Raw genomic sequence first — 25,032 nt, forward strand, 5'->3', positions numbered from 1 at the left:
GGCTCGCACTACGGCATGGACGACTATGTGGAGATCAAGTACCTGTGCCTGGGCGATATCCAGAAGTAAACGGCGCCTTTTATTTCGCACAAAGCACCCGGCCTGTGCGGTCGGTGTGCCTATAATCGCCAGCTTCGCGGGTGTCGTTCAATGGTAGGACTCTTGCTTCCCAAGCAAACAACGTGGGTTCGATTCCCATCACCCGCTCCATTTTTGATAGCTAGAGGCGCTTATCCACCAAGCGCTACAGCCCGATTTCCTTAAAAATCGGCGCACCCAATCCACTCCCCCTCGTTTTTCCAGGCTGCTCAGCCCAGCGGCGGCAGGCGGCGTGCGCTTTCAAAATGGCGGCGCTCACCGGTCAGCGGGTCGGTAAATTCCAGCGATTGCGCCAGCAACTGCAGCGGCCTTGAATAGTCACCCTCGGGCGGGTCATTGACCACCGGGTACAAGGCGTCGTTGCGCAGCGGCAAGCCCAGCGCCGCCATGTGCACGCGCAGCTGGTGGCGTTTTCCCGTGATGGGCGAGAGGCGGTAGCGCGCCCAGCCACCGGCCACCTCCAGCACGTCCATGCGGGTATGGGTATTGGGCGTACCGGGCACCTCGTGCATGCGAAAGAACTGTGGGCTCTCTTGCATGCGGCTCTTGTGCTCACGCGGAAATGCCACTTCGTCACGCCACGGTGCCACGGCTTCGTATTGCTTGGTGATTTGCCGGCCGCTGAACAATGCGTGGTACAGCCCGCGCGTGGGGCGCTGCACCGAAAACAGCACCAGCCCCGCTGTTTCACGATCGATGCGGTGCAAGGGGACGAGGTCCTCCAGCCCCAGGCGATGCTTGAGCCGCACCAGCAGTGTCTGGTGCAGGTAGTGGCCCGAAGGCGTGACGGGCATGAAGTGCGGCTTGTCGGCTACCAGCAGATGCTCATCCTGGTACAGCACGGTCTCTTCAAACGGCAACTGCGGCTCGGCGGGCAGACTGCGGTAGTAATACAGCCGAAGGCCAGGCTCGAACACACGCGCGGGCGTGACCACCTCGCCGCGCTCGTCCACCACGTCGCCGGCTTCCAGGCGAGCCTGCCATTCGGTGCGGGTCACATACGGCAAGCGTTGTGCCAGAAAATCCAAAATGCGGCCCTGCCCCACCGGAGGGAGCGCCACGCAGCTGGGGCCTACCCCGTTGCGCAGGGGTAAAACAGGAAAAGGGTGTTTTTTGTGCATGGTGTCGCAGAAATGCGCTGCGCCCCGCAGGCACTGCCCAGAACACGAATACGCGCTTATGCGGCGATAGCGCCGCGTGCCTGGGCACGCACCCAGTCGCACCACCGCGCCACGGCCTGGTCCGCCGGTTGCGGCCCCTCCAGCACACCGGGCCATCGGCGCTGGCAGCTGTTGACGATGCTTTCGAGCTGCCACAGCGCCTCACGCACCACAAAAGCCACTTCGGCCAGCCCCTCGGCGTCGCCTTGCAATTGTTCGATGAGTTGCACCTGGTGGTTCGGGTGGGCACCGGCCTCGGTCAAGGCTTTTTGCAGCGCCTTCAGCCGCCCTTCGACAAAGGCCGCCGGGCTGTCTTTGTCCAGCAGTGCTGCGCCTTGCGCGGCCTTGGCACCGTCCCATTGTTCAAAAGCCTGCATCAGCGCACGGGCCATGGCATTGATGTGTTCGCCCGTGGGCAGCGCCTGGCTGCGGTCCTGGTCCAGCTCATCCTGCAGCACGGGCAGCACATGGGCCACCAACTCAGCAGGAAACTTGCGGTGGTTCAGACGCAGCGCCAGCGACAGTTGCTGCGCGGGCATATCGATGGCTTTTTCGTAGAAAGCCGCCACCATTTCAGCCAGCATGAGGATGCGGCCCAGGGTCGATATCTGCGCCCCTGCCAGACCCCGTGGGTAGCCCGTGCCATCCATGCGTTCATGGTGCTCCAATACGGCTTCTTCCACCGCGCGGCTGTACACCTGGGCATCGCGCACCATCAGCATGGCGGTGATGGGATGGGCCACCAGCTGTCGGCGCTCCACACCAGACACCTTGTTCTGCGGATCGCGCCATTCGGGGGCCATGTGCAGCACCCCCATATCGTGCAGCAGCCCTGCGGCGGCCAGCGGAACGCAGTCGCGTTCGCTCATGCCGCATTTAATGCCCAGAAACAGTGCCACCAACATCATCTGCAGACTGTGGCGAAAGAGTTCGGGACGCTGCTCGCGCATCACGGTGAGCTTGAAAGCGATGGGTCCGGTCAATGGTAAAAATCGCAAAGGCGCCAGCAGACGATCGTGCGAACCCAGCGCCTTCACCAACCGCTGCAAGGGTTGCTGCTGGCACATGGCCCGCGCTGTCTCCAGCAGCGCATCCACGCTGACCACATTCTCGACCGAGAGGTTTTGATCAATCGGCTCACGCAGCTTGTGTTGCACCAGCCGGTCGTACAGGCGGCTGTCAATGCGTGCGCCCTTCTCCACCAGCTTGATGCCATTGGCGCTGTAGATCGCGTCCTGCGTCACCACAGCGCAACGCTCGGCCATGTCGGTGACGGCACGCAGGAAATTGGGGTTTTCAGTGGCGCGGGCACCAGCCTCAAGCAGGGTGTCGGTCATGGGCAACAAGAGCGAAAAGACAAAGCATATACATATACAGCCCACGCCCAGCTGACAGCAGAAAAAAGGCCCGCATTTGCGGGCCTTCTTGATGCAAATCAATGTTGCGGGATCACTGGATCAGCGGTACGCCCGTCTTGGACTGCAGGAACTCAAACGTCACGCCGGGCGCCAACTCCAGCACCTTCACGCCCTGGGGGGTGATGTCCATCACGGCCAGGTCGGTGATGATGCGGTCCACCACGCCCACGCCCGTCAGTGGCAGCGTGCAGCTGGGCAGGATCTTCATGTCTTCGGCCCCGTCCTTCTTGCGCGCCACATGTTCCATGAGCACGATCACGCGCTTGACGCCTGCCACCAGGTCCATGGCACCGCCCATGCCCTTGACCATCTTGCCCGGAATCATCCAGTTCGCCAGGTCGCCCTTTTCGCTGACCTGCATGGCGCCCAAAATAGACAGGTTGATCTTGCCGCCACGGATCATGGCAAAGCTCTCATGGCTGCCAAAGATGGACGAGCCGGGAATGGTGGTGACCGTCTGCTTGCCCGCGTTGATGAGGTCGGCGTCCACGGCGTCCTCGGTGGGGAACGGGCCAATGCCCAACATGCCGTTCTCGGACTGCAGCCACACTTCCTTGTCACCGGTGAAATTGGCCACCAATGTGGGAATGCCAATGCCGAGGTTCACATAAAAACCGTCTTCGAGTTCCTGTGCGGCACGCGCCGCCATCTGGTCTTGGGTCCATGGCATGGTCGATCTCTCCTGTATGTTGGAAACAGCGCTGGCCGCTGCGCGGCTGCGGGCTGTCCCGCAAAGTTATTTGGCTTCGGTGATGGTGCGCTTTTCAATGCGCTTTTCGGGGTTCGGGTTGTGCACGATGCGGTGCACATAGATGCCGGGCAAATGCACCTGGTCGGGCACCATCTCGCCGGTTTCGACAATCTCTTCCACTTCCACGATACAGACCTTGCCCGCCATGGCTGCCGCTGGATTGAAGTTGCGCGCCGTCAGGCGGAACTGCAGGTTGCCCGACTTGTCGGCGCGGTGCGCCTTCACCAGCGCCACCTCGGGCACCAGCGCGCGCTCCATCACGTAGGTTTCGCCATCGAACTCGCGCAGCTCTTTGCCCTCGGCCACGATGGTGCCCACACCCGTCTTGGTGAAGAAGGCAGGGATGCCCGCGCCACCGGCGCGCAGTTTTTCGGCCAGCGTACCCTGGGGCGTAAATTCAAGTTCCAGTTCACCAGCGAGAAACTGGCGCTCAAACTCCTTGTTCTCACCCACATAGGACGAGATCATTTTCTTGATCTGACGGGTCTCGAGCAGCTTGCCCAGACCAAAGCCGTCCACCCCCGCGTTGTTGGAAACCACGGTGAGGTTCTTGACACCCGAATCGCGCAGCGCGTCGATCAGAGCCTCCGGAATACCGCACAGGCCAAATCCACCCACGGCCATGAGTTGGCCGTCTGCGACCACGCCCGCAAGCGCCTCGGCCGCCGAGGGAAATAATTTGTTCACGAAGGTCTCCTCAACAAGATTAGGTACGCTACGATACTACTTAGATTTATAAGTAGTTTTCCCTAAATATTTGCACTATGGACGTTGACTACAGACTCGCATTCGAAATGGCTCCCGTGGGCATGATCCTGTCGCGCAACCGGGCGATGGTGGACTGCAATCGCCATGTCTGTGAGATGTTCGGTTTCTCGCGCGAGTTGCTGCTCGGCCAGTCTTTCCAGATGCTTTACCCCAGCCCGGAAGAGTACGAACGCCTGGGCGCCCACATGGCGCCCATCCTCAACACCAAGGGGCTGTACGCGGACAGCCGCATCATGAAACGCGCCAATGGCGAGATGTTCTGGTGCCATGTTTCGGGGCGTGCACTCAACCGAGAAGCGCCCCACGAATCGGGCATCTGGAGCTTTGAAGACTTGAGTTCACAGCGCCCCGTCAAAGCCGAACTGACCGGACGCGAGCGCGAGGTGGCCGCACGCCTGCTGCAAGGCCTGACCTCCAAGGAAATTGGCCGTGCCCTGGAGATCAGCCACCGCACGGTGGAAATCTACCGCGCACGGCTGATGCGCAAATACGGCGCATCCACCGCTGCCGATCTGGTGCACAAGCTGATCACGGGTTAGCGCGGCCAACAAAACTCTTCCGGCGTCGTTGCCGCGTCTTGTCGTACTGCTCGTACTGCCTGCGGCACAGCGCCTGGCCAGAACCGCTTCGCTGAGTTTTGTTACCCGCTTTGAGTCGGCGACTCCACCACGTCGGCGGCCGCGCGAAATGCATCGACCGCCAGTGGAACACCACAGTAAATCGCGGCGTGCAGCAGCACCTCCTGGATTTCGGCCACGCTAGCGCCGTTGTTCATCGCGCCGCGCACATGGCCTTTGAGCTCATGGCCCCGACCCAAAGCGGTCAGCATGGCCACCGTGACCAGGCTGCGCGTCTTGCGGTCGAGCACACCGCGCTGCCACACATCACCCCAGGCCGCACGGGTGATGTGCTCCTGCAAGGGCTCCGTAAATTCCGTCATGCCAGCAAAGGCGCGGGCCACAAAGTCCTCTCCCATCACCTCCCTGCGGGTCGCCAGCCCTTTGTCGAACATCGCTTGCTGCGCTACGTCCATCTGCTTTCTCCTTCAAAAATGTGAACCTGCCTTGCCCATGGCCTGCACCAAGACTATGAGCGACTTGGGGAAATACTATGGCTGCAGGCTTGCAAAGCCCATAGAAAAAGAAAACAATAAATTATGACTCGATAGCAATTGACTCATCCCGCAATCCTGCGGAACCCGGGCGGATTGCGCCACACCACGAAAGGGAATTGCCATGTCCAAACTGACCACCGCCGCCGGCGCACCCGTGCCCGACAACCAGAACGTGATGACTGCAGGCCCGCGCGGCCCCATGCTGCTGCAAGATGTGTGGCACCTCGAAAAACTCGCGCACTTTGCCCGCGAAGTAATCCCCGAGCGGCGCATGCATGCCAAGGGCTCGGGCGCGTTTGGCCACTTCACCGTCACACACGACATTACGCGCTACAGCAAGGCCAAGGTCTTCTCGGCCATCGGCAAGAAAACGCCGCTGGCCATGCGGTTTTCCACCGTCGCCGGCGAGCGCGGCGCGGCCGACGCCGAGCGCGACATCCGTGGTTTTGCCATGAAGTTCTATACCGAAGAAGGCAACTGGGACCTGGTAGGCAACAACACCCCCGTGTTCTTCCTGCGCGACCCGCTCAAGTTTCCCGACCTGAACCGGGCCGTCAAGCGCGACCCGCGCACCAACATGCGCAGCGCCGAGAACAACTGGGACTTCTGGACCCTGCTGCCCGAAGCGCTGCACCAGGTCACCATCGTGATGAGCGACCGCGGTATCCCGAAGTCGTACCGCCACATGCACGGCTTTGGCAGCCACACGTTCAGCCTGCTCAATGCGCAAAACGAGCGCTTCTGGGTCAAGTTCCACCTGGTCACGCAGCAAGGCATTGAGAACCTGACCGACGCCGAGGCCGCTGAGCTCGTGGGCCGCGACCGCGAAAGCTCGCAATCCGACCTGCTGAACGCCATCGACAACGGCGACTTTCCACGCTGGAACCTGAAGATCCAGGTCATGCCCGAGAAAGATGCTGCCCACTACCCTATCAACCCGTTCGATTTGACCAAGGTCTGGCCGCACGGCGACTACCCGCTGATCGACGTGGGCGTGCTCGAACTCAACCGCAATGCCGAGAACTACTTTGCCGAGATCGAGCAGCTCGCCTTCAACCCGGCCAACGTCGTGCCCGGCATCAGTTTCTCGCCCGACAAGATGCTGCAGTCCCGCTTGTTCAACTACGGCGACGCGCAGCGCTACCGCCTGGGTGTCAACCACCATCAGATCCCGGTGAACGCGCCGAAATGCCCGTTCCACAGCAACCACCGCGATGGCCAGATGCGCGTGGACAGCAACAACGGTGCCGAGGTGGGCTACGAGCCCAACAGCAAGGGCGCACTGCAGGAGCAGCCTGATTTTTCCGAGCCACCGCTGTTGCTCGAAGGTGCTGCCAGCCGCTGGAATCACCGCGAAGACACCGACTACTTCTCGCAACCCGGCAATCTGTTCCGTCTGATGACCCCAGCGCAGCAGCAGGTGCTGTTCGAGAACACGGCACGCTCGGTCGGTGGTGCCTCAGAAGCCATCCAGCAGCGCCATATCGCGCACTGCACCCAGGCCGACCCTGCCTACGGCGCAGGAGTGGCGAAGGCATTGGCAGCGCTCAAAGCAGGCTGATCCACCGCCCATGCTGACCCCAACGCCCGGCCTGTGCCGGGCGTTTTTCATGGCATAAGGTCTGCGCACGTATCATTCATCGCCCCCATGAAACCGAGGAGAATCCCATGAGCACACGCTACCCCGTTCCCGATCTCAATACCCTGCCTGAAGACATCCAAGCCAAAGTGCTGGCAGTGCAGGAAAAGGCCGGCTTCATCCCCAACGTATTTCTGGGGTTTGCCCGCCGCCCGGCCGAATGGCGCGCCTTCTTTGCCTACCACGACGCGCTGATGGAGCCCGAAAGCGCCGGCCGCACCAGCAACCTCACCAAGGGCGACCGCGAAATGATCGTCACCACCACCAGCGCCGCCAACAAGTGCCTGTACTGCGTGGTGGCGCACGGCGCCATTTTGCGTATCTATGAGAAAAAGCCGTTCGTGGCCGACCAGGTGGCGGTCAACCACCGCAAGGCCGACATTACCCCGCGCCAACGCGCCATGCTCGACTTTGCAATGAAAGTCTGCCAACAGTCGCATGAGATCAGCGACGCCGATTTCGAGCCGCTGCACACGCATGGCTTTGACGACGAAGACATCTGGGACATCGCCGCCATTACCGCATTTTTTGGCCTCAGCAACCGCATGGCCAGCTTTGCCGGCATGCAGCCCAACCCCGAGTTCTACCTGATGGGACGGATGCCACGGCAGAAGTGAAACTCCTGTATTGATAGCTGCCAGCGCCCACTGGGTAAGCGCTAGAGGCTAATTTAGCTTGAATTTATAGTAACGCTGCGCTTGCCCGCCGCAAGTGCGCTTCAGGCCGTCACCAGCGCCCGCATCCAGTCCGGCAGGGTCATGGCTTTTTGCTGCGGAAAGTCCACCCAGATGGTGGTGGCCCCACCTGCGGCGTACACCACGCCCGGCTGGTCGCTGCGCTCCAGCGTGCACCAGGCTTCGAACGTGGTGCGCCCGGGGTCGCTCACATACATCTTTGCCAACACATCGCCGGGGTATTCCAGCTGCTTGTAGAAATTGCAAAAGGCGTTGACGATCACCGGCCCCTGGCCCTGCGGATCGGGGTTGCAGCCCACGGCACGCATCCACTCGATACGCACCGTTTCCATGTAGCGGAAATACACGGTGTTGTTCACGTGTCCCATGGCATCCATGTCACCCCAGCGGATGGGGAGACTCATCTCAAACACCAGCTTCTTTTTCTCGGGAATTTCAATCTTCACAACCAGCGCCTCCCGCAAAAATCACACTGCAAAACCATCGTCCGCAGCAATGACCGCGCCGTTGATGAAGTGGCTCTGGTCGCTGGCCAGCATGACGATGAGGGCGTCGAGATCCTGCGGCTGCCCGACGCGCTTGCGCGGCAGCATGGCGATCAACTTTTGGCCCTGCTCGGTACGCCAGTGGTCGTGATTGATCTCGGTGTCGATGTAGCCCGGGCACAGGGCGTTGGTATTGATGCCAAAGCGCCCCCATTCCAGCGCCATGGCCTTGGTCATTTGCACCACCGCTGCTTTGCTCATGCAGTAGGCACCGATCTGCGGCAGCACCTTCAGACCCGCCATCGAGGCGATGTTGATGATGCGCCCGCCAGTAAAGCTGCCGGGTGCGGCGCCGCGCGAGCGGGCCAGCATGCGCTTGCCCACTTCCTGCGCCACAAAGAAGGCACCCTTCACGTTGGTGTCGAAGATGAAGTCATAGTCGTCGGGTGTCACGTCCTGGATGCGCTGCGTGGTGCTCACGCCCGAGTTGTTGACCAGGATGTCGATGGAGCCCATTTCAGTCTCGGCATGTGCCACGGCAGATTTGATGGAGTCATGGTCGGTCACATCCAGCTCCACCACATGCGCGTCGCCGCCCTCACCCTCGATGCGCGCGCGCAGTTCCTTGAGCTTTTCAATGCGGCGGCTGGCGAGCACCACACCGGCACCGGCACGGGCCAGGGTTCGGGCAAACTGTGCGCCCAGGCCGCTGGAAGCCCCGGTAACAAACGCCACACGTCCGGACAAATCGATGCTGTAGGCCATTTAGAGTCTCTCCACTGAACAAAAAAGAACGGTCGTTCGATTGTCCATATTCCGTGAATACAATCAGTCGCACGACGGACAGGGATTACGGCCCCTGTTTGTAGAAAATCATCCCATTATCAAATGCCCGACGAGAAGCACATGACAAACGAAGAAATCCTCGCTCAATTTGGTCCGCGCGAAGCCATGGAATACGACGTGGTGGTCGTGGGCGGTGGCCCCGGTGGCCTGGCCACGGCCATCCGCCTCAAGCAGTTGGCGGCTGAACGCGGCCAGGATGTCTCGGTCGTGGTGCTCGAAAAAGGCTCGGAACCCGGCGCGCACATCCTCTCGGGCGCCATCATGGACCCCAAGGCTTTGACCGAGCTGATTCCTGACTGGAAAGAGCGCGGCGCGCCTTTGAACCAGCCAGTGACCGAAGACGCCTACATGTTCCTGAGCGAGCGCTCGGGCTTTCGTGTGCCCAACATGGTGCTGCCCCCATTTGCGCACAACCACGGCAACTACATCGTCAGCCTGGGCAACGTCAGCAAATGGATGGCCGAGCAGGCCGAGGCCCTGGGCGTGGAAATCTTCCCCGGTTTTGCCGCCGCCGAGGTGCTCTACAACGAACAAGGCGCCGTCAAGGGCGTGGCCACCGGCAACATGGGCGTGGGCAAGGAAGGTGAACCCACGGGCGACTTCCAGCTGGGCATGGAACTGCACGCCAAGTACACCGTGTTTGCCGAAGGCGCGCGCGGCCACCTGGGCAAGCAGTTGATCGCACGCTACAAGCTCGATGAAAACCGCGACCCCCAAAGCTTTGGCATCGGCATCAAGGAGCTGTGGGAAATCGACCCGTCCCGCCACCAGCCCGGCTTTGTCATGCACTCCGCCGGCTGGCCCATGGACAGCAGCACCTATGGCGGCGCCTTCATGTACCACATGGAGGACAACAAGGTGGCTGTGGGTTTTGTCACCGGCCTGGGCTACACCAACCCCTACCTGAGCCCGTTCGAAGAATTCCAGCGCTGGAAGACGCACCCCAACGTCCGCTACTACTTCGAAAACGCCCAGGGCGAAATCACGGCCAAGCGCCTGTCGTATGGCGCGCGCGCCATCAACGCCAGCGGCATCAACTCGCTCCCCAAGACAGTGTTCCCGGGCGGTGCGCTGGTGGGCTGCAATGCCGGCTACCTGAACGTCAGCCGCATCAAGGGCAGCCACGCAGCCATCAAGACCGGCAAGCTGGCCGCCGAAGCCGCGTTTGATGCCATCGTGGCCGGTCGCCAGCACGACGAACTGAGCGCCTACCCCAAGGCTTTCGAGGCCAGCTGGCTGCACACCGAGCTGAACAAAGACCGCAACTTCAAGAACTGGTTCAAATACGGCCTGACCACGGCCACGCTGATGAACGGTTTCGAGCATTTCGTGCTGCGCGGCCATATTCCATGGACGCTGCACCGCGACAAGCCCGACCACGCCTACCTCAAGCCGGCCAGCGAGTGCAAGCCCATCGTCTACCCCAAGCCCGACGGCAAGCTCACCTTCGACCGGCTCTCGAGCGTGTTCATCAGCAACACCAACCACGCTGAAAACCAGCCTTCGCACCTCACGCTCAAGGATGCCAGCGTGCCGGTCCAGATCAACCTGGCAAAGTACGCCGGGCCCGAAGCCCGCTATTGCCCCGCTGGTGTGTACGAGTTCGTGCCCGACGAAGCCAAGGGCGGCAACGCGCAGCGCCTGCAGATCAACGCGCAGAACTGCGTGCACTGCAAGACCTGCGACATCAAGGACCCGACGCAGAACATCGTGTGGGTCACACCCGAAGGCGGCGGTGGACCGAACTACTCGGGCATGTAAAAAACCATAGCGCTTTGCGCAATAGGGGCCTGCGTTGCAGGCCCTTTTTTATGCAGAAATGACCGCAGCAGATAACGCCGAGTGCTTACAACAGCACAGAGCCCCCCAAGACCAGGGCAATGCTGCGCTGCAGTAGACTTCCCCACGAGGCCCGGCGACCCTCCTGCGTCGGCCTTCTTTACGACAAACAGGAAACAACGATAGCAAGGTTGGAGATAGCAATGAAGCAAATGTCTTGGGCACCCCTGGGCGCACTGGCCCTGGCTGTGATGGCGGTGGTAGCACCCGCCCATGCCCAGCAGAAATCGGTCGCTGTGACGGCCATCGTCGAACACCCCGCGCTGGACGCCGTGCGCGATGGCGTGCAGGCCGCTCTCAAGGATGCGGGCTTCGAATCGGGCAAGAACCTGAAGTGGCAGTACCAGAGCGCCCAAGGCAACACCGGCACGGCCGCGCAGATCGCGCGCAAGTTCGTGGGGGACAAGCCCGATACCATCGTCGCTATCGCCACGCCCTCGGCCCAGGCCGTGATCGCGTCCACCAAGTCCGTACCCGTGGTGTTCTCGGCCGTGACCGACCCTGTCGCCGCCAAGCTGGTGCCCAACTGGGATGCCTCCAAAACCAACGTGACCGGCGTGTCCGACCTGCTGGCGCTCGACAAGCAGATGGACCTGGTCAAGCAGGTCGTGCCCAACGCCAAGCGCGTGGGCATGGTCTACAACCCCGGCGAAGCCAACTCGGTGGTCGTGGTCAAGCAGATGAAGGAGCTCCTGCCCAAGCTGGGCATGACGCTGGTCGAAGCGGCCGCGCCGCGCTCGGTCGACGTGGGCAGCGCCGCGCGCAGCCTGATCGGCAAGGTCGACGTGATCTACACCAACACCGACAACAACGTGGTCTCGGCCTATGAAGCGCTGGTCAAGGTCGGCCAGGAAGCCAAGATCCCGCTGGTGGCTTCGGACACCGACAGCGTCAAGCGCGGCGCCATTGCCGCTTTTGGCATCAACTACCGCGACCTGGGCGAGCAAACCGGCCGCATGGTGGCGCGCATCTTGAAGGGCGAAAAGCCCGGCGACATCAAGCCCGAAGTGAGTACCAAGATGGAACTCTTCGTGAACCCCGGCGCCGCCGAAAAGCAGGGCGTGAAGCTGTCTGACGCGCTGATCAAATCAGCGGCCCAGGTCGTTCAGTAATCCATTGACCGCACCCAGGGGCTGCAACCTTTGCAAAGCCCCGCTGCAGGAGCCATGCACCGCGTGGCTCCTGCTTTCTTTTCACCCACTGCCCTGCTGCCCATGTCTCTCTTTTCCTTGCTTGGCGCCATTGAAATCGGCCTGATTTTCAGCCTGGTGGCGCTGGGCGTGTTCATTTCGTTCAGGCTGCTGCGCTTTCCCGACCTGACCGTGGACGGCAGCTTTCCGCTCGGTGGCGCCGTCTGCGCCATCCTGATCTCCCACGGCACCAACCCCTACCTGGCCACCCTGGCCGCCATGGCCGCCGCTGCCGCCGCAGGCCTGCTCACGGGCTGGCTCAACGTTCGGCTCAAGATCATGGACCTGCTGGCCAGCATCCTGGTGATGATCGCGCTGTACTCGATCAACCTGCGCATCATGGGCGGGCCCAACGTGCCGCTGATCAATGACACCACCCTGTTCACCCTGCTGCAGCCCGAGGGCATGGAAGACTATGTGGCGCGCCCCCTGCTGCTGGCCGTCATCGTCATCGCCGCCAAGCTGGCACTCGACTGGTTCTTCGCCACCGAGCGGGGCCTGGCGATCCGCGCCACCGGCTCCAACGCGCGCATGGCGCGCTCGCAGGGCGTGAACACCGGCGCCATGGTGCTGCTCGGCATGGCCGTCTCCAACGCCCTGGTGGGCCTGGCCGGCGCGCTGTTTGCCCAGACGCAGGGCGGCTCCGACATTTCCATGGGCATCGGCACCATCGTCATCGGCCTGGCCGCCGTCATTGTGGGCGAGAGCATCCTGCCCTCGCGCCGCCTGATCTACGCCACGCTGGCCGTCGTCATCGGCGCCATCGTCTACCGCTTCTTCATCGCTCTGGCGCTCAACAGCGACTTCATCGGCCTCAAGGCGCAAGACCTGAACCTGGTCACCGCCGTGCTCGTCACCATCGCGCTGATCATCCCGCAGATCAAGCGCAAGCTGGCCAAACGCCGCTGAAATGAAGCACACCCCCCTGAGTAACCGGCTGCGCCGCGCCAGTCCCGCGTATCGCCGGTAAAGCGAAGCCCCACGGGCAAAGAATAGGAAACGCACCATGCTGAGCGCCCAAAACCTCGAAATCACCTTCAACCCCGGCACACCAATAGAAACGCGCGCCTTGCGCGGCATGTCGCTGAACATTCCCGCCGGGCAATTCGTCACCGTGATCGGCTCCAACGGTGCCGGCAAGTCCACCTTTCTCAACGCCATCTCGGGCGACCTGGGCGTGGACAGCGGGACCATCACCATCGACGGCATGGACGTGACGCGCCAGCCCGTGTGGGCGCGCGCATCGCGCGTGGCGCGTGTGTTCCAGGACCCCATGGCCGGCACCTGCGAAGACCTCACCATCGAGGAAAACATGGCCCTGGCGCAGCAGCGCGGCACGCTGCGCGGCCTGCGCAGCGCCGTCAAGGCCGCGCTGCGCGAGACCTTCCGCGCGCGCCTGGCCACGCTCGGCCTGGGACTGGAAAACCGCCTCACCGACCGCATCGGCCTGCTCTCGGGCGGCCAGCGCCAGGCCGTGAGTCTGCTGATGGCGGCGCTGCAGCCCTCACGCATCCTGCTGCTTGACGAACACACCGCCGCGCTCGACCCGCGCACCGCCGACTTCGTGCTGCAGCTGACCTCGCGCATCGTCGCCGAGAACCAGCTCACCACCATGATGGTCACGCACAGCATGCGCCAGGCCCTCGACGTGGGCGAACGCACCGTCATGCTGCACCAGGGCCAGGTGGTGCTCGACGTATCGGGCGAGGAGCGCAAGCGCCTGGACGTGCCCGACCTGCTCAGGATGTTCGAAAAAGTGCGCGGCGAAAAGCTCGCCGATGACGCCCTGCTGCTGGGCTGAACCCGTGGCTCCCTTCTGCGGTCTGTCCCGGGGCTGCAGGTTGATCTTAAATATCTAAATTAATAGCTGCTGACGCTTTACCAGCAAGCGCTAGAGGCCGATTAGGCCTCAAACAGGTTCAATCAGAGAACAGCGGCAGGTCGGCTTTTTTGAGCGTGCGCAGCACGAAGCTGGAGCGGCTGTGGCGTATGCCCTTGATCTTGTAGAGCTTCTCGCGCAGCAGGCGCTCGTAGTCACGCGTGTCCTTGACCACGATGCGCAGCAGGTAGTCGTAGTCGCCCGAGACCAGGTGCGCCTCGATCACCTCGGGAATACTGGCCAGGGTTTCGCCAAACTTCTCCAGCGTGTTGTCGGAATGGCTGTCGAGCGTGACCTGCACCAGCACCGTGTCGGCCAGGTCCAGCGACTGTGGGTTGATCCGCACCGTGTAGCCCTGGATGACACCGGCCTCCTCCATCTTCTTGATGCGCCCCCAGCACGGCGACGGGCTCAGGCCCACGGCCTGGCCGATCTCTTGCAGGCTGGCGCGTGCATTGCCCTGCAGCACAGCGAGAATTTTTCTATCCAGTCGATCCATCGGCCTGATTATTCAGCAAAACTTATATTTGCAGAAAAATATTCTGCAAATATGCGCGAATGGCCCGATTTCAGCAAATTCATCTTCGCCCCACGGCGCATACTTCTTACATCAAGGCGCTCTTACCGGAGTGCACGAACTGACAAGGCCCCGGCTGGTTATCGCCAGCACGGGGCCCTTGGCATTTCGGGGCCGGGCGCGCAGCCAAGAACCCTGCGCCTTGCAGACAGGTTTCTGCAAGTTAATAAGCACGCTTACCGCATAAACCCCGATGCCCGCCGCGATGCTGCAGCACCATAATTTGCGAGAAGCAGGAGCGCATTCGCCCCTCTGACCTCAAGCGATCGCCCACCACCCACAGGAGACACCATGCAACTGACCAAACTCGTCGTCGGCCTGAGCCTTGCGCTCGGCTTTGTGGCCGCCGCTGCCGCGCAGACCACCATGCGCATCAGTATCTCGACCGCGCAGAACTCGCACCAGGGTGTCGCCATCGACGTCTTTGCCAAGGAAGTGGAAAAACGCACCGGCGGTCGCTACAAGGTACAGACCTTCTACAACGGCGCCCTGGGCGGCGAGCGCGAGTCGATCGAGGCGGTGCAGTTGGGCACGCAGGAGCTGGCTTTCAGCTCCACCGGCCCGGTGCCCAACTTCGTGCCGGAGGCCAAAATCCTCGACGTGCCCTTCCTGTTCCGCGACAAGGCGCACGCGCGCGCCGTGCTTGACGGCCCCATCGGCCAGGAAATGCTGACCAAGTTCGACGCCAAGGGCTTCAAGGCGCTGGCCTGGGCGGAAAACGGTTTCCGCCACATGACCAACAGCAAGCGTGATGTGAACACGCCCGAGGACTTGAAGGGCCTGAAGATGCGCACCATGGAGAACCCGGTGCACATCGCCGCCTACAAGGGTTTTGGCATTATCACCACCCCCATGGCCTTCCCGGAAGTTTTCACCGCGCTGCAGCAGGGCACGGTCGATGGGCAAGAGAACCCGCTGCCGGTCATCATCTCGGCCAAGTTCGACCAGGTACAAAAGCACCTCACGCTGACCGGGCACGTGTATTCGCCCTGCATCTTCCTGATGAACAAGGCGTCATTCGACAAGCTCTCGGCGGCCGACAAGCAGGCCTTCCTCGATGCGGCCAAGGAAGGCACGAAAGCGAACCGCGCGCGCGTGGACGAGGACGATTCCAAGGGCGTGGCCGATCTGCGCGCCAAGGGCATGACCGTGATCGACAACATCGACAAAGCCAAGTTTGTCGCTGCACTGGCGCCCGTGAACGCCGAGTTTGAAAAGCAGTTCGGCAAGGCCAACCTGGACAAAATCCGCAACTACAAGTGATTTAGCTACATTTATTGTAGCAATTAGCGCCCGTATCTATTAAGATAACGGGCGTTTTCATTTGAAATCACGACACCGACTGCGAACCTGGCGACTGCGCCCCATGAAAACCGCCTTCCTGACCTTTGAGCGCTGGACCAGTGCCCTTTCCCTGTGGTGTGCCTGCGCCATGCTGGTCCTGGCGGCTGCGCTGGGCATGTTCCAGATCATCATGCGCTTCGTGCTGGAGCAGCCAGCCGAGTGGACCGAGGTACTGATCCGCTTCAGCCTGATCTGGATGGTGTTTCTGGCCATCCCCACGGCCTTCCGCCAAGGGGCCATGGTGAGTGTGGATGTGCTTTACCGCTGGAGCCCGCCGCGCCTGCGCCGTGTGCTCGATGGTGTGGTGGCGCTGGCAGCGCTCATGCTCATTGCCATCATCGTGTGGTGGGGCTGGGACTACGCATTGCGCGGCCGCGTGCAGACCATGGCGGGCCTGGAGTCGCTGTCGATGTTCTGGGCCTATGTGGCACTCCCAGTGGGTGGCGTGTTCAGCGCCCTGGGCATTGTGGGCAACCTGATCGACCCGCGCCGCATGGAACTGGAGACCGCGCAATGAGCGTTGTCATGATCTCCACCATGGTGCTGTGCTTTGCGCTCACCATCTCCGTTGCGGTGTCGATTGGGCTGGCATCCATCCTCGGCATCCAGGCGTCCAACGCCCACATGCTCATCTCCGTCAAGGAGATGTTTGGCGCCATCAACAAGTTTCCGTTGGCGGCCATTCCCTTCTTCATCCTGGCCGGTAACCTGATGGAAGCAGGCGGCATCTCACGCCGACTGGTCGAGTTTGCCAAAAGCCTGGTGGGCGGTGTGCAAGGCGGCTTGCCCATGACCTGCGTGCTCACGTGCATGATTTTTGCCGCCGTTTCGGGCTCGTCGGTGGCCACCACCTTTGCCATTGGAGCCATCCTGATCCCGGCGCTCATCAAGCACGGCTACCCGACCAGCTATGCCGCCGCCCTGCAGGCCACCAGCGCCGAGCTGGGCGTGATCATCCCGCCGTCGATTCCGCTCATCCTGTACGGCGTGAGCGCCGAGGTGTCGATCGGCGAGCTGTTCATCGCCGGTTTTGGCCCAGGCCTCTTGATCAGCGGCGCGCTGATGCTGTTCGTCTGGGCGTATTGCAAGTGGAAGGGCTGGGGCAAGAACGATGGCGAAGGCCGCATGCCGCTGGGCCGCGCCACGCTGCAGGCGGGCTGGGCACTCTTCATGCCCGTCATCATCCTGGGCGGCATCTACGGCGGCGTTTTCACGCCCACTGAGGCCTCGGCCGTGGCGGTGTTCTATGCGCTGGTGGTGGGGGTGTTGATTTACCGGGAAATCGGCATCAAAAGCCTGGCGGCCGTGCTGCGGCGTTCGGTCATTTCGTCTTCGGTGATCATGTTCATCATCGCCAACGCGGGCCTGTTTGCCTTTCTCATCACCCGCGCGGGCGTCCCCGACGCCATTGGTCATTGGCTCGAAGCGGTGCTGCAGTCACCTGCGCTGTTTCTGCTGGGCGTGAACGCGGCGCTGTTCTTCATCGGCATGTTTATCGAGACCAGCGCAGCCATCATTGTGCTGGCGCCCATCCTGGCGCCCGTGGCCCAGCATTTTGGTGTGGACCCGGTGCATTTCGGCCTGATCATGGTGGTGAACCTGGCGCTGGGCATGGTTACGCCGCCCTTTGGCGTGAACCTGTTTGCTGCATGCACCGTGGCACGCATCTCGCTGGACCGCATCGTCGGGAGCCTGCTGCCGTTCGTGCTGGTGATCCTGGGCTGCCTACTGCTCATCACGTACTTTCCGTCGATTTCGCTGAGTTTGCGCGATATCGTCTATGCAAAATAGGTAGAATTCGCCCGGTCAGGAGAGAGCGCCCCGCACTTCACCACGAAGCACGAGCGGCGCCGCCGAAGGCGCAGGCCCCCGCCGAACGCTCAGGCAAAAGGACTGACAAACGCCCGCAACGATGCCGGCGTACCCTAGCTGGAGAGAGATGTCCGCGCCCCAGGTGCAGGCCATCCACCGAAGGAGCAAACCGCACGGCCAGCCAGGGCGTTGCGGCGAATCTCTCAGGTAAAGCGGACAGCAGGCAAATCCCGCAGCCCCATGGGCTGTGGCCCCTATTTGCCCCGGAGTCCGCCATGTCTGCCACCGCCCCCCTGCTCACCACGCCGCTCAACGCACTGCACATCGAACTGGGCGCCCGCATGGTGCCCTTTGCCGGTTATTCCATGCCCGTGCAGTACCCCGCAGGCCTGATGGCCGAGCATCTGCACACCCGCCAGGCCGCGGGCCTGTTCGATGTGTCGCACATGGGCCAGCTGCACCTGGTGGGGCGCGATGCCGCTGCCGCATTCGAGACCCTGATGCCGGTGGACGTGATCGACCTGCCCGTGGGCAAACAGCGCTACGGCCTGCTGCTCAATGACGAGGGCGGCATCATCGACGACCTGATGTTCTTCAACAAAGGCAATGGCGAGATCTTCGTCATCGTCAACGGCGCCTGCAAGGTGGGCGACATTGCCCACCTCCAGGAACGCATCGGCATGCGCTGCCAGGTGGTCCCCATGCCCGACCACGCCCTGCTCGCCCTGCAAGGCCCGCAGGCCGCCACGGCATTGGCCCGCCTGGCACCCGGCGTGGAGCAACTGGTGTTCATGACGGGGGGCAACTTCACCATTGCAGGCTGCACCTGCTTTGTCACCCGCAGCGGCTACACCGGCGAGGACGGCTTTGAAATCTCCGTGCCCGCCACGCAGGCCGAAACCCTGGCCCGCGCCCTGCTGGCGCAACCCGAGGTCAAGCCCATTGGCCTGGGCGCACGCAACTCGCTGCGCCTGGAGGCGGGGCTGTGCCTGTATGGCAACGACATGGACACCACCACCACCCCCGTGGAAGCAGGCTTGAACTGGGCCATACAAAAAGTGCGGCGCACCGGCGGCGCACGCGCCGGGGGCTTCCCGGGCGCCGACAAGGTGCTGGCGCAACTGGACAACCCCGCCAGCCTCACGCGCAAGCGCGTCGGCCTGGTCGCCACTGAGCGCGTGCCAGTGCGCGAGCCCGCCGTACTGGAAAACATGGACGGTCAGGAGATCGGCCAGGTGACCAGTGGGCTGCTGAGCCCTTCGCTCAATCAACCCATAGCCATCGCTTACGTCGGCCCGGACTACACCGCGACAGGAACCGAGATTTTTGCCATGGTGCGCGGCAAGCCCGTGCCCATGAAGGTCAGCACCACACCTTTCGTTCCCACACGCTATTACCGCGGCTGACCGCCAGGGCATTCCGTTTTTCAATCAATCGAATACGCGAAGCCGACAAAGTCATCGCTTGATTTAGAAATGGAATAAGCAGCGGCTACATTCCCCTTTCCATCATCTTTCCAGGAGACATCCCATGACCGTCAAATTTTCCAAAGACCACGAGTGGATCAACATTGCCGACACCAACGCCGCCGTGGTGGGCATTACCGTGCACGCCCAGGATGCCCTGGGTGACGTTGTTTTCGTCGATCTGCCCGCCGTGGGCGCCAGCTTTGCCCAGGGTGACGTGGCCGGTGTGGTCGAGTCCGTCAAGGCCGCTGCCGACATCTACATTCCCGTCGCGGGCGAAGTGGTGGAAGTGAACGAGGCCCTGCGCGCCGACCCCTCGTTGGCCAACACCGACCCGCTGGGCGCTGGCTGGTTCTTCAAGGTCAAGCTGTCGGACCCGTCGCAGCTCGACACCCTGATGGACGAGACCGCCTATTCGAGCTTTGCCGCCAGCGCCTGAGCGTCACGACAACAAAAACCATAGCAGTTCGCGCTTGAATTCAGGCACTTTCAAAATATAAAGTGCCTGAATTCTTTTAGAAACAAGCGCAAGATGCTCTCTTTTTAATAGCCTTTCAGACTGGTTCCCGCCATGCAGATGCCTGCCGCCCTGCCCTTGTCCGCACTCGAAAACACCACCGAGTTTCTGCCCCGCCACATTGGCATCGATGCGGCCGATGAAGCGCACATGCTGTCGGTGATCGGCGAGGCCTCGCGCCGCGCACTCATCGACTCCATCGTGCCGCGCTCCATCGCGCGCAGCCGCGCCATGGATGTGCCGCCCCCGGCATCGGAAGCTGCGGCGCTGGCCGAGCTCAAGGCGATTGCATCACGCAACCAGGTCCTCAAAAGTTTCATCGGCCAGGGCTACTACGGTACGCACACGCCCGGCGTGATCTTGCGCAACATCCTGGAGAACCCCGCCTGGTACACGGCCTACACGCCCTACCAGGCCGAAATTTCGCAGGGCCGCATGGAGGCCCTGGTCAACTTCCAGACCATGGTGTGCGACCTTACCGGCATGCCCATTGCCAACGCTTCCATGCTCGACGAAGCCACGGCCGCCGCCGAGGCCATGACGCTGGCCAAGCGCTCGGTCAAAAGCAAAAGCCACCGTTTCATCGTGGCGGGCGATGCCCATCCACAAACCATTGAGGTCATCCAGACCCGTGCCGCCCCCATGGGCATTGAGGTGGTGCTGGCCAACTCGCTGGAGGAATGGAACGCCGCCCTGGAAGGCGAGTACTTTGCCGTGCTGGCCCAGTACCCCGCCACCAGCGGCCGCATCGACGACTTGCGCGCCGACGTGGAAAAGGCCCATGGCAAACAGGCCGCCTTCATTGCCGCCGCCGACCTGCTGGCCCTCACGCTCATCACCCCGCCCGGTGAGTGGGGCGCCGACATTGTGGTGGGCACCACACAACGCTTTGGCATGCCCATGGGTGCGGGCGGCCCGCACGCAGCCTACATGGCCTGCCGCGACGACTTCAAACGCTCCATGCCCGGTCGCCTGGTGGGCGTCAGCGTGGACGTCCATGGCAAGCCGGCCTACCGCCTGGCACTGCAGACCCGCGAGCAGCACATTCGCCGCGAAAAAGCCACCAGCAACATCTGCACCGCGCAAGTACTGCCTGCAGTAATCGCCAGCATGTACGCCGTGTACCACGGCCCGCAAGGCCTGCGCCGCATCGCGCAACGGGTCGCCAGTTACACCGCCATCCTGACCAAGGGCCTGGAGCAATTGGGCGCCCCAGTGCGGGCACAGGCCACGTTTGATACCGTCAGCCTGAAAACCGATGGTGCTACCAAAACAATAGCTGCTCGCGCAGTACAGATGGGCGTTAACCTGCGCATTTACTTCGAAAATTACCTGTGCATCTCGCTGGACGAAACCACCACGCGCGAAGACATCGCGCTGCTGTGGAAGATTTTCGCCAAAGACGGCCAGGCACTGCCCAGCTTCGACGCCTTTGAACAGGGCGTGGAGTCGCTGATCCCCAGCGCGCTGCGCCGCACCAGCCCCTACCTCACGCACCCGGTGTTCAACACGCACCACTCTGAGACGGCCATGCTGCGCTATATCCGCCAGCTGTCGGACAAGGACCTGGCGCTGGACCGCTGCATGATTCCGCTGGGTTCATGCACCATGAAGCTCAACGCGACCAGCGAGATGATTCCGATCACCTGGCCCGAGTTTGCCAACGTGCACCCCTTCGCACCGGCCCACCAGCTGGAGGGCTACCGCCTTCTGGACGAGCAGCTGAGCGCCTGGCTGTGCCAGGCCACAGGCTATGCCGGCGTGAGCCTGCAGCCCAATGCGGGCAGTCAAGGTGAATACGCAGGGCTGCTGGCCATCAAGGCCTGGCATGCAGCCCAGGGCCACAACGATCGCAACATCTGCCTGATCCCCAGCAGCGCGCACGGCACCAATCCTGCCAGTGCGCAGATGGTGGGTATGCAGGTGGTGGTGACCAAGTGCGACGACAACGGCAACGTGGACATGGCCGATCTCCAGGCCAAATGCGAGCAGTACAGCGCACAGCTGGCCTGCATGATGATCACCTACCCCAGCACGCACGGCGTGTTTGAAACGCAGGTCAAAGAACTGTGCGAACTGGTGCACCAGCATGGTGGCCGCGTCTACGTAGACGGCGCCAACATGAATGCATTGGTTGGTGTGGCCGCCCCCGGCGAATTTGGCGGTGACGTGAGCCACCTGAACCTGCACAAGACCTTCTGCATCCCGCACGGCGGCGGCGGCCCCGGCGTAGGCCCCGTGTGCGTGGTGCAAGACCTGGTGCCTTACCTGCCCGGCCATGCTACGGCGGGTTTGGCGGGTGGCGTGGGCGCTGTGTCCGCAGCCCCGCTGGGCAATGCCGCTGTGCTGCCGATTTCCTGGATGTACATCCGCATGATGGGGGCCGAAGGCCTGCAGGCCGCCACCGAAGCGGCCATCCTCTCTGCCAACTACATCAGCGCACGCCTGAAGGACCACTACCCCACGCTCTACGCGAGCGAAAACGGCCATGTGGCGCACGAGTGCATCCTGGATCTGCGCCAGCTCAAGGACACCAGCGGCGTGATGGCCGAAGACGTGGCCAAGCGCCTGATTGACTACGGATTTCACGCGCCCACGCTGAGCTTCCCGGTGCCCAACACGCTGATGGTGGAACCCACTGAGAGCGAAAATCTGTTCGAGATCGATCGTTTCATCGACGCGATGATCGCCATCCGCAATGAAATCCGGCAGATCGAATCAGGTGCCTGGCCGCAGGACAACAACCCGCTCAAGAACGCGCCGCACACCGCTGAAAGCCTGCTGGGTGCCGAATGGAACCGCCCTTATGCCCGCGAGACCGCCGCCTACCCCGTGGCCGCCCTGCGCAGCAACAAATACTGGTCGCCGGTGGGCCGGGTGGATAACGTGTGGGGTGACCGCAACCTGAGCTGCAGCTGCATCCCGGTGTCTGACTACGCTTGAACGCAGTGACCTCGACCACCAGCGCCTGCACCGTTTGCCAGCCGCCTGTGCTGGAAGCGCTGGTCCAGTCTGAACCTGTACTGGCTGCGTTGTGGCAGGCCCTGCCCCGCCGCCATTTCGGCGCGGGTACATTGCTGCAGCAGGCGGGCGAGATCAGCACGCGCTGCTGGCAGGTGCGCAGCGGCGTGGTGCGGCTGTTCTACCTGAACGAACAAGGGACCGAGCGCAACCGGTCGTTCCACGACACCGGCAGCTGGGTGGCCGGCAATCTGCCGCCTCTGGCGCTGCCCAGCCCCTACGCCATCGAGGCACTGGCACCTGTAGAAGCCGTGGAGCTGGCCTATGCCACCTTGCAGCAGTGGCAACGCAGCTTTCCCCACATCGCCCCCTTGCTGGAAGAAGCCCTGGGCTATGTATTTCAGCAACACGCGCAGCGCGAAGCCGAGTTGTTGAGCCACCCGCCCGAGGTGCGCTACCAATCTTTTCTCGCTACACACGGTGATTTAACGCCCCACCTGCCGCAGCACCATGTGGCCAGCTACCTGGGCATTTCGCCGGTGTCGCTATCACGCATCCGGGCACGGCTGGGCATGGTGGAAGCGTCACGCGGCGTTTGAGAATTTTCAGCGTTCCTGTGGCCACGCACTGACCGTGCGATCCCGCCCTGGCATCACCACTTGGGGCAATTTTTCCTTGTCCATGACGGCGTCACCTGCCACCAACCCGTTCAGATGCAGCAGGTGCGCGGTGATGCCGTACACCTCGTCATCGGTCAGGCTCTTGGGCGCGTGCATCGGCATGCCCCGGCGCACATAGTCGAACACCGTCGTGGCATAAGGCCACATCGCGCCCACCGACAGCACCTGCAACGGGTACTTGCGCACACGCAGGGGCCGTAGCGGGTCGCTCCAGCCGATGAAACCATCCGTTCCGGCCAGCCGTGCGGCAGGCCCTTCGATGCCCTGTGCACCGTGGCAGGCGGCACAGTGCATGGCATACAGCCGCGCGCCCTGCTCCACGCTGCCCCGGCCGGGTGGCAGATTGCGGCCGTTGGGGAAGACGGTGATGGCGTAGCGATCGATGTCGGCAGGCGAGAGCGCCTGGCCTAAACCGATGACATGTGGCGGCGCTGCTGGTGCAGGAGTCACAGCGGATGGTACCTGGGTCTCGCTGGCTCTGCCTGTACTCAGCAGTCCCACCACCATCGCCACAGCCACGCCCCGCCGCAGGGTGGCACGCCCTGCGAGCAGCAACTGGCTGCACAGGTCTTCACGCATAGACGTTATCCACGCGGCCATCGGCTTGCACGCGCCAGGCCTGCACCGCGTTGTAGTGGTTGAACGAGTGCATGGCATAGCGCCGCTTCCATTCGCTGCGCAGTGGCTGTGTGCGACCATGCTCGTCGGTAGCGCGACTCATCAGGTCGGCCTTGCGGCCGTTCCACTGCCAGGGCAGCGTGAAGCGCGTAAAGGCCCGGTCCAGCACCGGGCCGTGCAACTGCGCCGCAGCCCAGGTGCGGCCTCCGTCCACGGACACATCCACACGCGCGATGCGCCCCCGGCCCGACCAGGCCAGCCCTGAGATTTCGTAAAACCCATGGGGCTCAGGCAAACGCTGCTGGCCTGAGGGGTGCGTGATCACCGACTTCACCTCCATGTGGAACGCAAAGCGCTCGATCCGCCCATCGGCCAGCACTTGCGTGTACAGGCCCGACTCGTCCTTGGTGTACGCAGGCACGTCAGTCACCTCCAGCCGGTGCAGCCATTTCACGTTGACATTGCCTTCCCAGCCCGGCATGAACAGGCGCATGGGGTAGCCTTGAGAAGGTCGCAGCCGCTCACCGTTCTGGTACAGCGCCACCATGCCGTGCTCCAGCAGCGCCTTCAGCGGCAGACTGCGGCTGTGCGATCCGCCGTCAGCACCTTCGGCCACCACCCATTGGGCGCTGTCCTTCAAGCCCGCTTCGTTCAGCAGATAGGCCAGCGGCACGCCCGTCCACTCCGAGCACGACACCTCGCCCGCAATCTCTCCCAGCGTCTGGTCCAGTGCCGTGGGCGACAGCGCATTGGCGGCTGAATTGCCCGCGCATTCCAGAAAATGCACGCGGCCGACCATGGGATAGCGCAGCAGGCGCTCCAGATCAAAGCGCAGCGGCTTGTGCACCAGCCCGTGCACATTCAGCGTGTGGCGCTCCGGCGCAATGTCAGGCACACCGTTATGGTGGACTGCAAAGTGCAGACCGCTGGGGGTAATGATGCCGCGCTGGTGCTGCAGCGGCGTGCGCCACACCGGAAAGCCTGCCACAGTGGACAAGGTCCGCTCCACCTGCACCTCGTGTACGGCGGGCAGGCCGTACGGCAGATCGGCCCCACCGGGGCGGGTCATCGCATCGGGCAAGCGGGCGGCCAGTGGCCGTGGTGGCGCCGCCTGCGCCGCCGCCATACCCACGCCCCCCGTCGCAAGACCACCCAAAAAAGTCCTCCGAGCCAG

The 25,032-nt window shown here is 62.6% G+C and carries 24 protein-coding genes, 1 tRNA gene and 2 riboswitches; of the genes, 15 read left to right on the top strand and 10 right to left on the bottom strand.

Annotation, left to right across the window (positions count from 1 at the left end):
• Nucleotides 1-136: 136 nt before the first annotated feature.
• Nucleotides 137-210: transfer RNA gene (locus ACYVOC_RS17940), tRNA-Gly, on the top strand.
• 98 nt (nt 211-308) lie between these two features.
• On the opposite strand, the gene ACYVOC_RS17945 is transcribed toward ACYVOC_RS17940, so the two are convergent.
• The 4 genes from ACYVOC_RS17945 to ACYVOC_RS17960 all read right to left on the bottom strand — a co-directional run bounded on the left by ACYVOC_RS17945 (nt 309) and on the right by ACYVOC_RS17960 (nt 4,115).
• Nucleotides 309-1,220, bottom strand: coding sequence for a pseudouridine synthase (locus ACYVOC_RS17945; RefSeq protein WP_461162687.1), 912 nt, complete (start codon nt 1,218-1,220; stop codon nt 309-311).
• Between the two features lie 56 nt (nt 1,221-1,276).
• Entirely contained in the window at nt 1,277-2,596 is a 1,320-nt protein-coding gene (locus ACYVOC_RS17950; protein WP_165829117.1) for an HD-GYP domain-containing protein, read from the bottom strand.
• A 112-nt stretch (nt 2,597-2,708) separates the two neighbouring features.
• Nucleotides 2,709-3,347, bottom strand: coding sequence for a 3-oxoacid CoA-transferase subunit B (locus ACYVOC_RS17955; protein ID WP_116003682.1), 639 nt, complete (start codon nt 3,345-3,347; stop codon nt 2,709-2,711).
• A gap of 66 nt (nt 3,348-3,413) precedes the next feature.
• Nucleotides 3,414-4,115, bottom strand: a complete 702-nt coding sequence (locus ACYVOC_RS17960) for a CoA transferase subunit A (protein ID WP_116003681.1) — start codon at nt 4,113-4,115, stop codon at nt 3,414-3,416.
• A 77-nt stretch (nt 4,116-4,192) separates the two neighbouring features.
• On the opposite strand from ACYVOC_RS17960, the gene ACYVOC_RS17965 reads away from it, so the two are divergent.
• Entirely contained in the window at nt 4,193-4,735 is a 543-nt protein-coding gene (locus ACYVOC_RS17965; RefSeq protein WP_116003680.1) for a PAS and helix-turn-helix domain-containing protein, read from the top strand.
• A gap of 101 nt (nt 4,736-4,836) precedes the next feature.
• Here ACYVOC_RS17965 and pcaC read toward each other — a convergent pair whose 3' ends face one another.
• The gene (gene pcaC / locus ACYVOC_RS17970; protein WP_461162688.1) at nt 4,837-5,229 is read right to left on the bottom strand and encodes a 4-carboxymuconolactone decarboxylase; all 393 of its coding nucleotides are present in this window, start codon (nt 5,227-5,229) and stop codon (nt 4,837-4,839) included.
• 202 nt (nt 5,230-5,431) lie between these two features.
• On the opposite strand from pcaC, the gene ACYVOC_RS17975 reads away from it, so the two are divergent.
• A complete protein-coding gene (locus tag ACYVOC_RS17975; RefSeq protein ID WP_116003678.1) occupies nt 5,432-6,871 on the top strand; it encodes a catalase in 1,440 nt (479 codons plus the stop codon).
• A 107-nt stretch (nt 6,872-6,978) separates the two neighbouring features.
• Nucleotides 6,979-7,566, top strand: coding sequence for a peroxidase-related enzyme (locus tag ACYVOC_RS17980; RefSeq protein ID WP_461162689.1), 588 nt, complete (start codon nt 6,979-6,981; stop codon nt 7,564-7,566).
• Between the two features lie 101 nt (nt 7,567-7,667).
• Here the strand turns inward: ACYVOC_RS17980 and ACYVOC_RS17985 are convergent, their stop codons facing one another.
• Together ACYVOC_RS17985 and ACYVOC_RS17990 are read right to left on the bottom strand one after the other, a co-directional pair.
• On the bottom strand, nt 7,668-8,090 hold the full coding sequence (locus ACYVOC_RS17985; RefSeq protein WP_116003676.1) for an acyl-CoA thioesterase: 423 nt from the start codon (nt 8,088-8,090) through the stop codon (nt 7,668-7,670).
• 21 nt (nt 8,091-8,111) lie between these two features.
• On the bottom strand, nt 8,112-8,894 hold the full coding sequence (locus ACYVOC_RS17990) for an SDR family oxidoreductase (protein ID WP_116003675.1): 783 nt from the start codon (nt 8,892-8,894) through the stop codon (nt 8,112-8,114).
• A 141-nt stretch (nt 8,895-9,035) separates the two neighbouring features.
• Here ACYVOC_RS17990 and ACYVOC_RS17995 point away from each other — a divergent pair, with 141 nt between their 5' ends.
• The 4 genes from ACYVOC_RS17995 (at nt 9,036) to ACYVOC_RS18010 (ending at nt 13,805) form a co-directional block, all read left to right on the top strand.
• On the top strand, nt 9,036-10,736 hold the full coding sequence (locus ACYVOC_RS17995; protein ID WP_116006000.1) for an electron transfer flavoprotein-ubiquinone oxidoreductase: 1,701 nt from the start codon (nt 9,036-9,038) through the stop codon (nt 10,734-10,736).
• 221 nt (nt 10,737-10,957) lie between these two features.
• Complete coding sequence (locus tag ACYVOC_RS18000; RefSeq protein WP_461162690.1) at nt 10,958-11,926, top strand: ABC transporter substrate-binding protein; 969 nt, start codon at nt 10,958-10,960, stop codon at nt 11,924-11,926.
• Between the two features lie 102 nt (nt 11,927-12,028).
• On the top strand, nt 12,029-12,913 hold the full coding sequence (locus ACYVOC_RS18005; RefSeq protein WP_116005999.1) for an ABC transporter permease: 885 nt from the start codon (nt 12,029-12,031) through the stop codon (nt 12,911-12,913).
• A 97-nt stretch (nt 12,914-13,010) separates the two neighbouring features.
• Nucleotides 13,011-13,805, top strand: a complete 795-nt coding sequence (locus ACYVOC_RS18010; RefSeq protein WP_116003673.1) for an ABC transporter ATP-binding protein — start codon at nt 13,011-13,013, stop codon at nt 13,803-13,805.
• 118 nt (nt 13,806-13,923) lie between these two features.
• Here the strand turns inward: ACYVOC_RS18010 and ACYVOC_RS18015 are convergent, their stop codons facing one another.
• Nucleotides 13,924-14,382 (bottom strand): Lrp/AsnC family transcriptional regulator, encoded by a 459-nt coding sequence (locus ACYVOC_RS18015; RefSeq protein WP_116003672.1) that lies wholly within the window; start codon nt 14,380-14,382, stop codon nt 13,924-13,926.
• A gap of 369 nt (nt 14,383-14,751) precedes the next feature.
• On the opposite strand from ACYVOC_RS18015, the gene ACYVOC_RS18020 reads away from it, so the two are divergent.
• The 7 genes from ACYVOC_RS18020 to ACYVOC_RS18050 all read left to right on the top strand — a co-directional run bounded on the left by ACYVOC_RS18020 (nt 14,752) and on the right by ACYVOC_RS18050 (nt 23,159).
• Entirely contained in the window at nt 14,752-15,723 is a 972-nt protein-coding gene (locus ACYVOC_RS18020; protein ID WP_116003671.1) for a TRAP transporter substrate-binding protein, read from the top strand.
• Between the two features lie 103 nt (nt 15,724-15,826).
• Entirely contained in the window at nt 15,827-16,321 is a 495-nt protein-coding gene (locus tag ACYVOC_RS18025) for a TRAP transporter small permease (protein WP_116003670.1), read from the top strand.
• Nucleotides 16,318-17,595, top strand: coding sequence for a TRAP transporter large permease (locus tag ACYVOC_RS18030; RefSeq protein ID WP_116003669.1), 1,278 nt, complete (start codon nt 16,318-16,320; stop codon nt 17,593-17,595). Before ACYVOC_RS18025 ends, ACYVOC_RS18030 begins: the two co-directional genes overlap by 4 nt.
• Nucleotides 17,596-17,601: 6 nt before the next feature.
• A riboswitch (glycine riboswitch) is annotated at nt 17,602-17,706 on the top strand.
• Nucleotides 17,707-17,723: 17 nt separating this feature from the next.
• A riboswitch (glycine riboswitch) is annotated at nt 17,724-17,846 on the top strand.
• 45 nt (nt 17,847-17,891) lie between these two features.
• Entirely contained in the window at nt 17,892-19,022 is a 1,131-nt protein-coding gene (gene gcvT, locus ACYVOC_RS18035; protein ID WP_116003668.1) for a glycine cleavage system aminomethyltransferase GcvT, read from the top strand.
• 124 nt (nt 19,023-19,146) lie between these two features.
• A complete protein-coding gene (gcvH, locus tag ACYVOC_RS18040) occupies nt 19,147-19,521 on the top strand; it encodes a glycine cleavage system protein GcvH (protein WP_116003667.1) in 375 nt (124 codons plus the stop codon).
• 132 nt (nt 19,522-19,653) lie between these two features.
• Nucleotides 19,654-22,542, top strand: a complete 2,889-nt coding sequence (gene gcvP / locus ACYVOC_RS18045) for an aminomethyl-transferring glycine dehydrogenase (RefSeq protein WP_461162691.1) — start codon at nt 19,654-19,656, stop codon at nt 22,540-22,542.
• Nucleotides 22,543-22,547: 5 nt separating this feature from the next.
• Nucleotides 22,548-23,159 carry a Crp/Fnr family transcriptional regulator gene (locus tag ACYVOC_RS18050; protein WP_461162692.1) on the top strand — a complete coding sequence of 204 codons (612 nt, stop codon included), beginning with the start codon at nt 22,548-22,550 and terminating at the stop codon, nt 23,157-23,159.
• Nucleotides 23,160-23,165: 6 nt separating this feature from the next.
• On the opposite strand, the gene ACYVOC_RS18055 is transcribed toward ACYVOC_RS18050, so the two are convergent.
• A complete protein-coding gene (locus ACYVOC_RS18055) occupies nt 23,166-23,819 on the bottom strand; it encodes a c-type cytochrome (RefSeq protein WP_461162693.1) in 654 nt (217 codons plus the stop codon).
• On the bottom strand, nt 23,812-25,014 hold the full coding sequence (gene soxC, locus ACYVOC_RS18060) for a sulfite dehydrogenase (RefSeq protein ID WP_461162694.1): 1,203 nt from the start codon (nt 25,012-25,014) through the stop codon (nt 23,812-23,814). Before soxC ends, ACYVOC_RS18055 begins: the two co-directional genes overlap by 8 nt.
• Nucleotides 25,015-25,032 lie beyond the last annotated feature (18 nt).

The organism is Simplicispira piscis, from assembly GCF_054783455.1.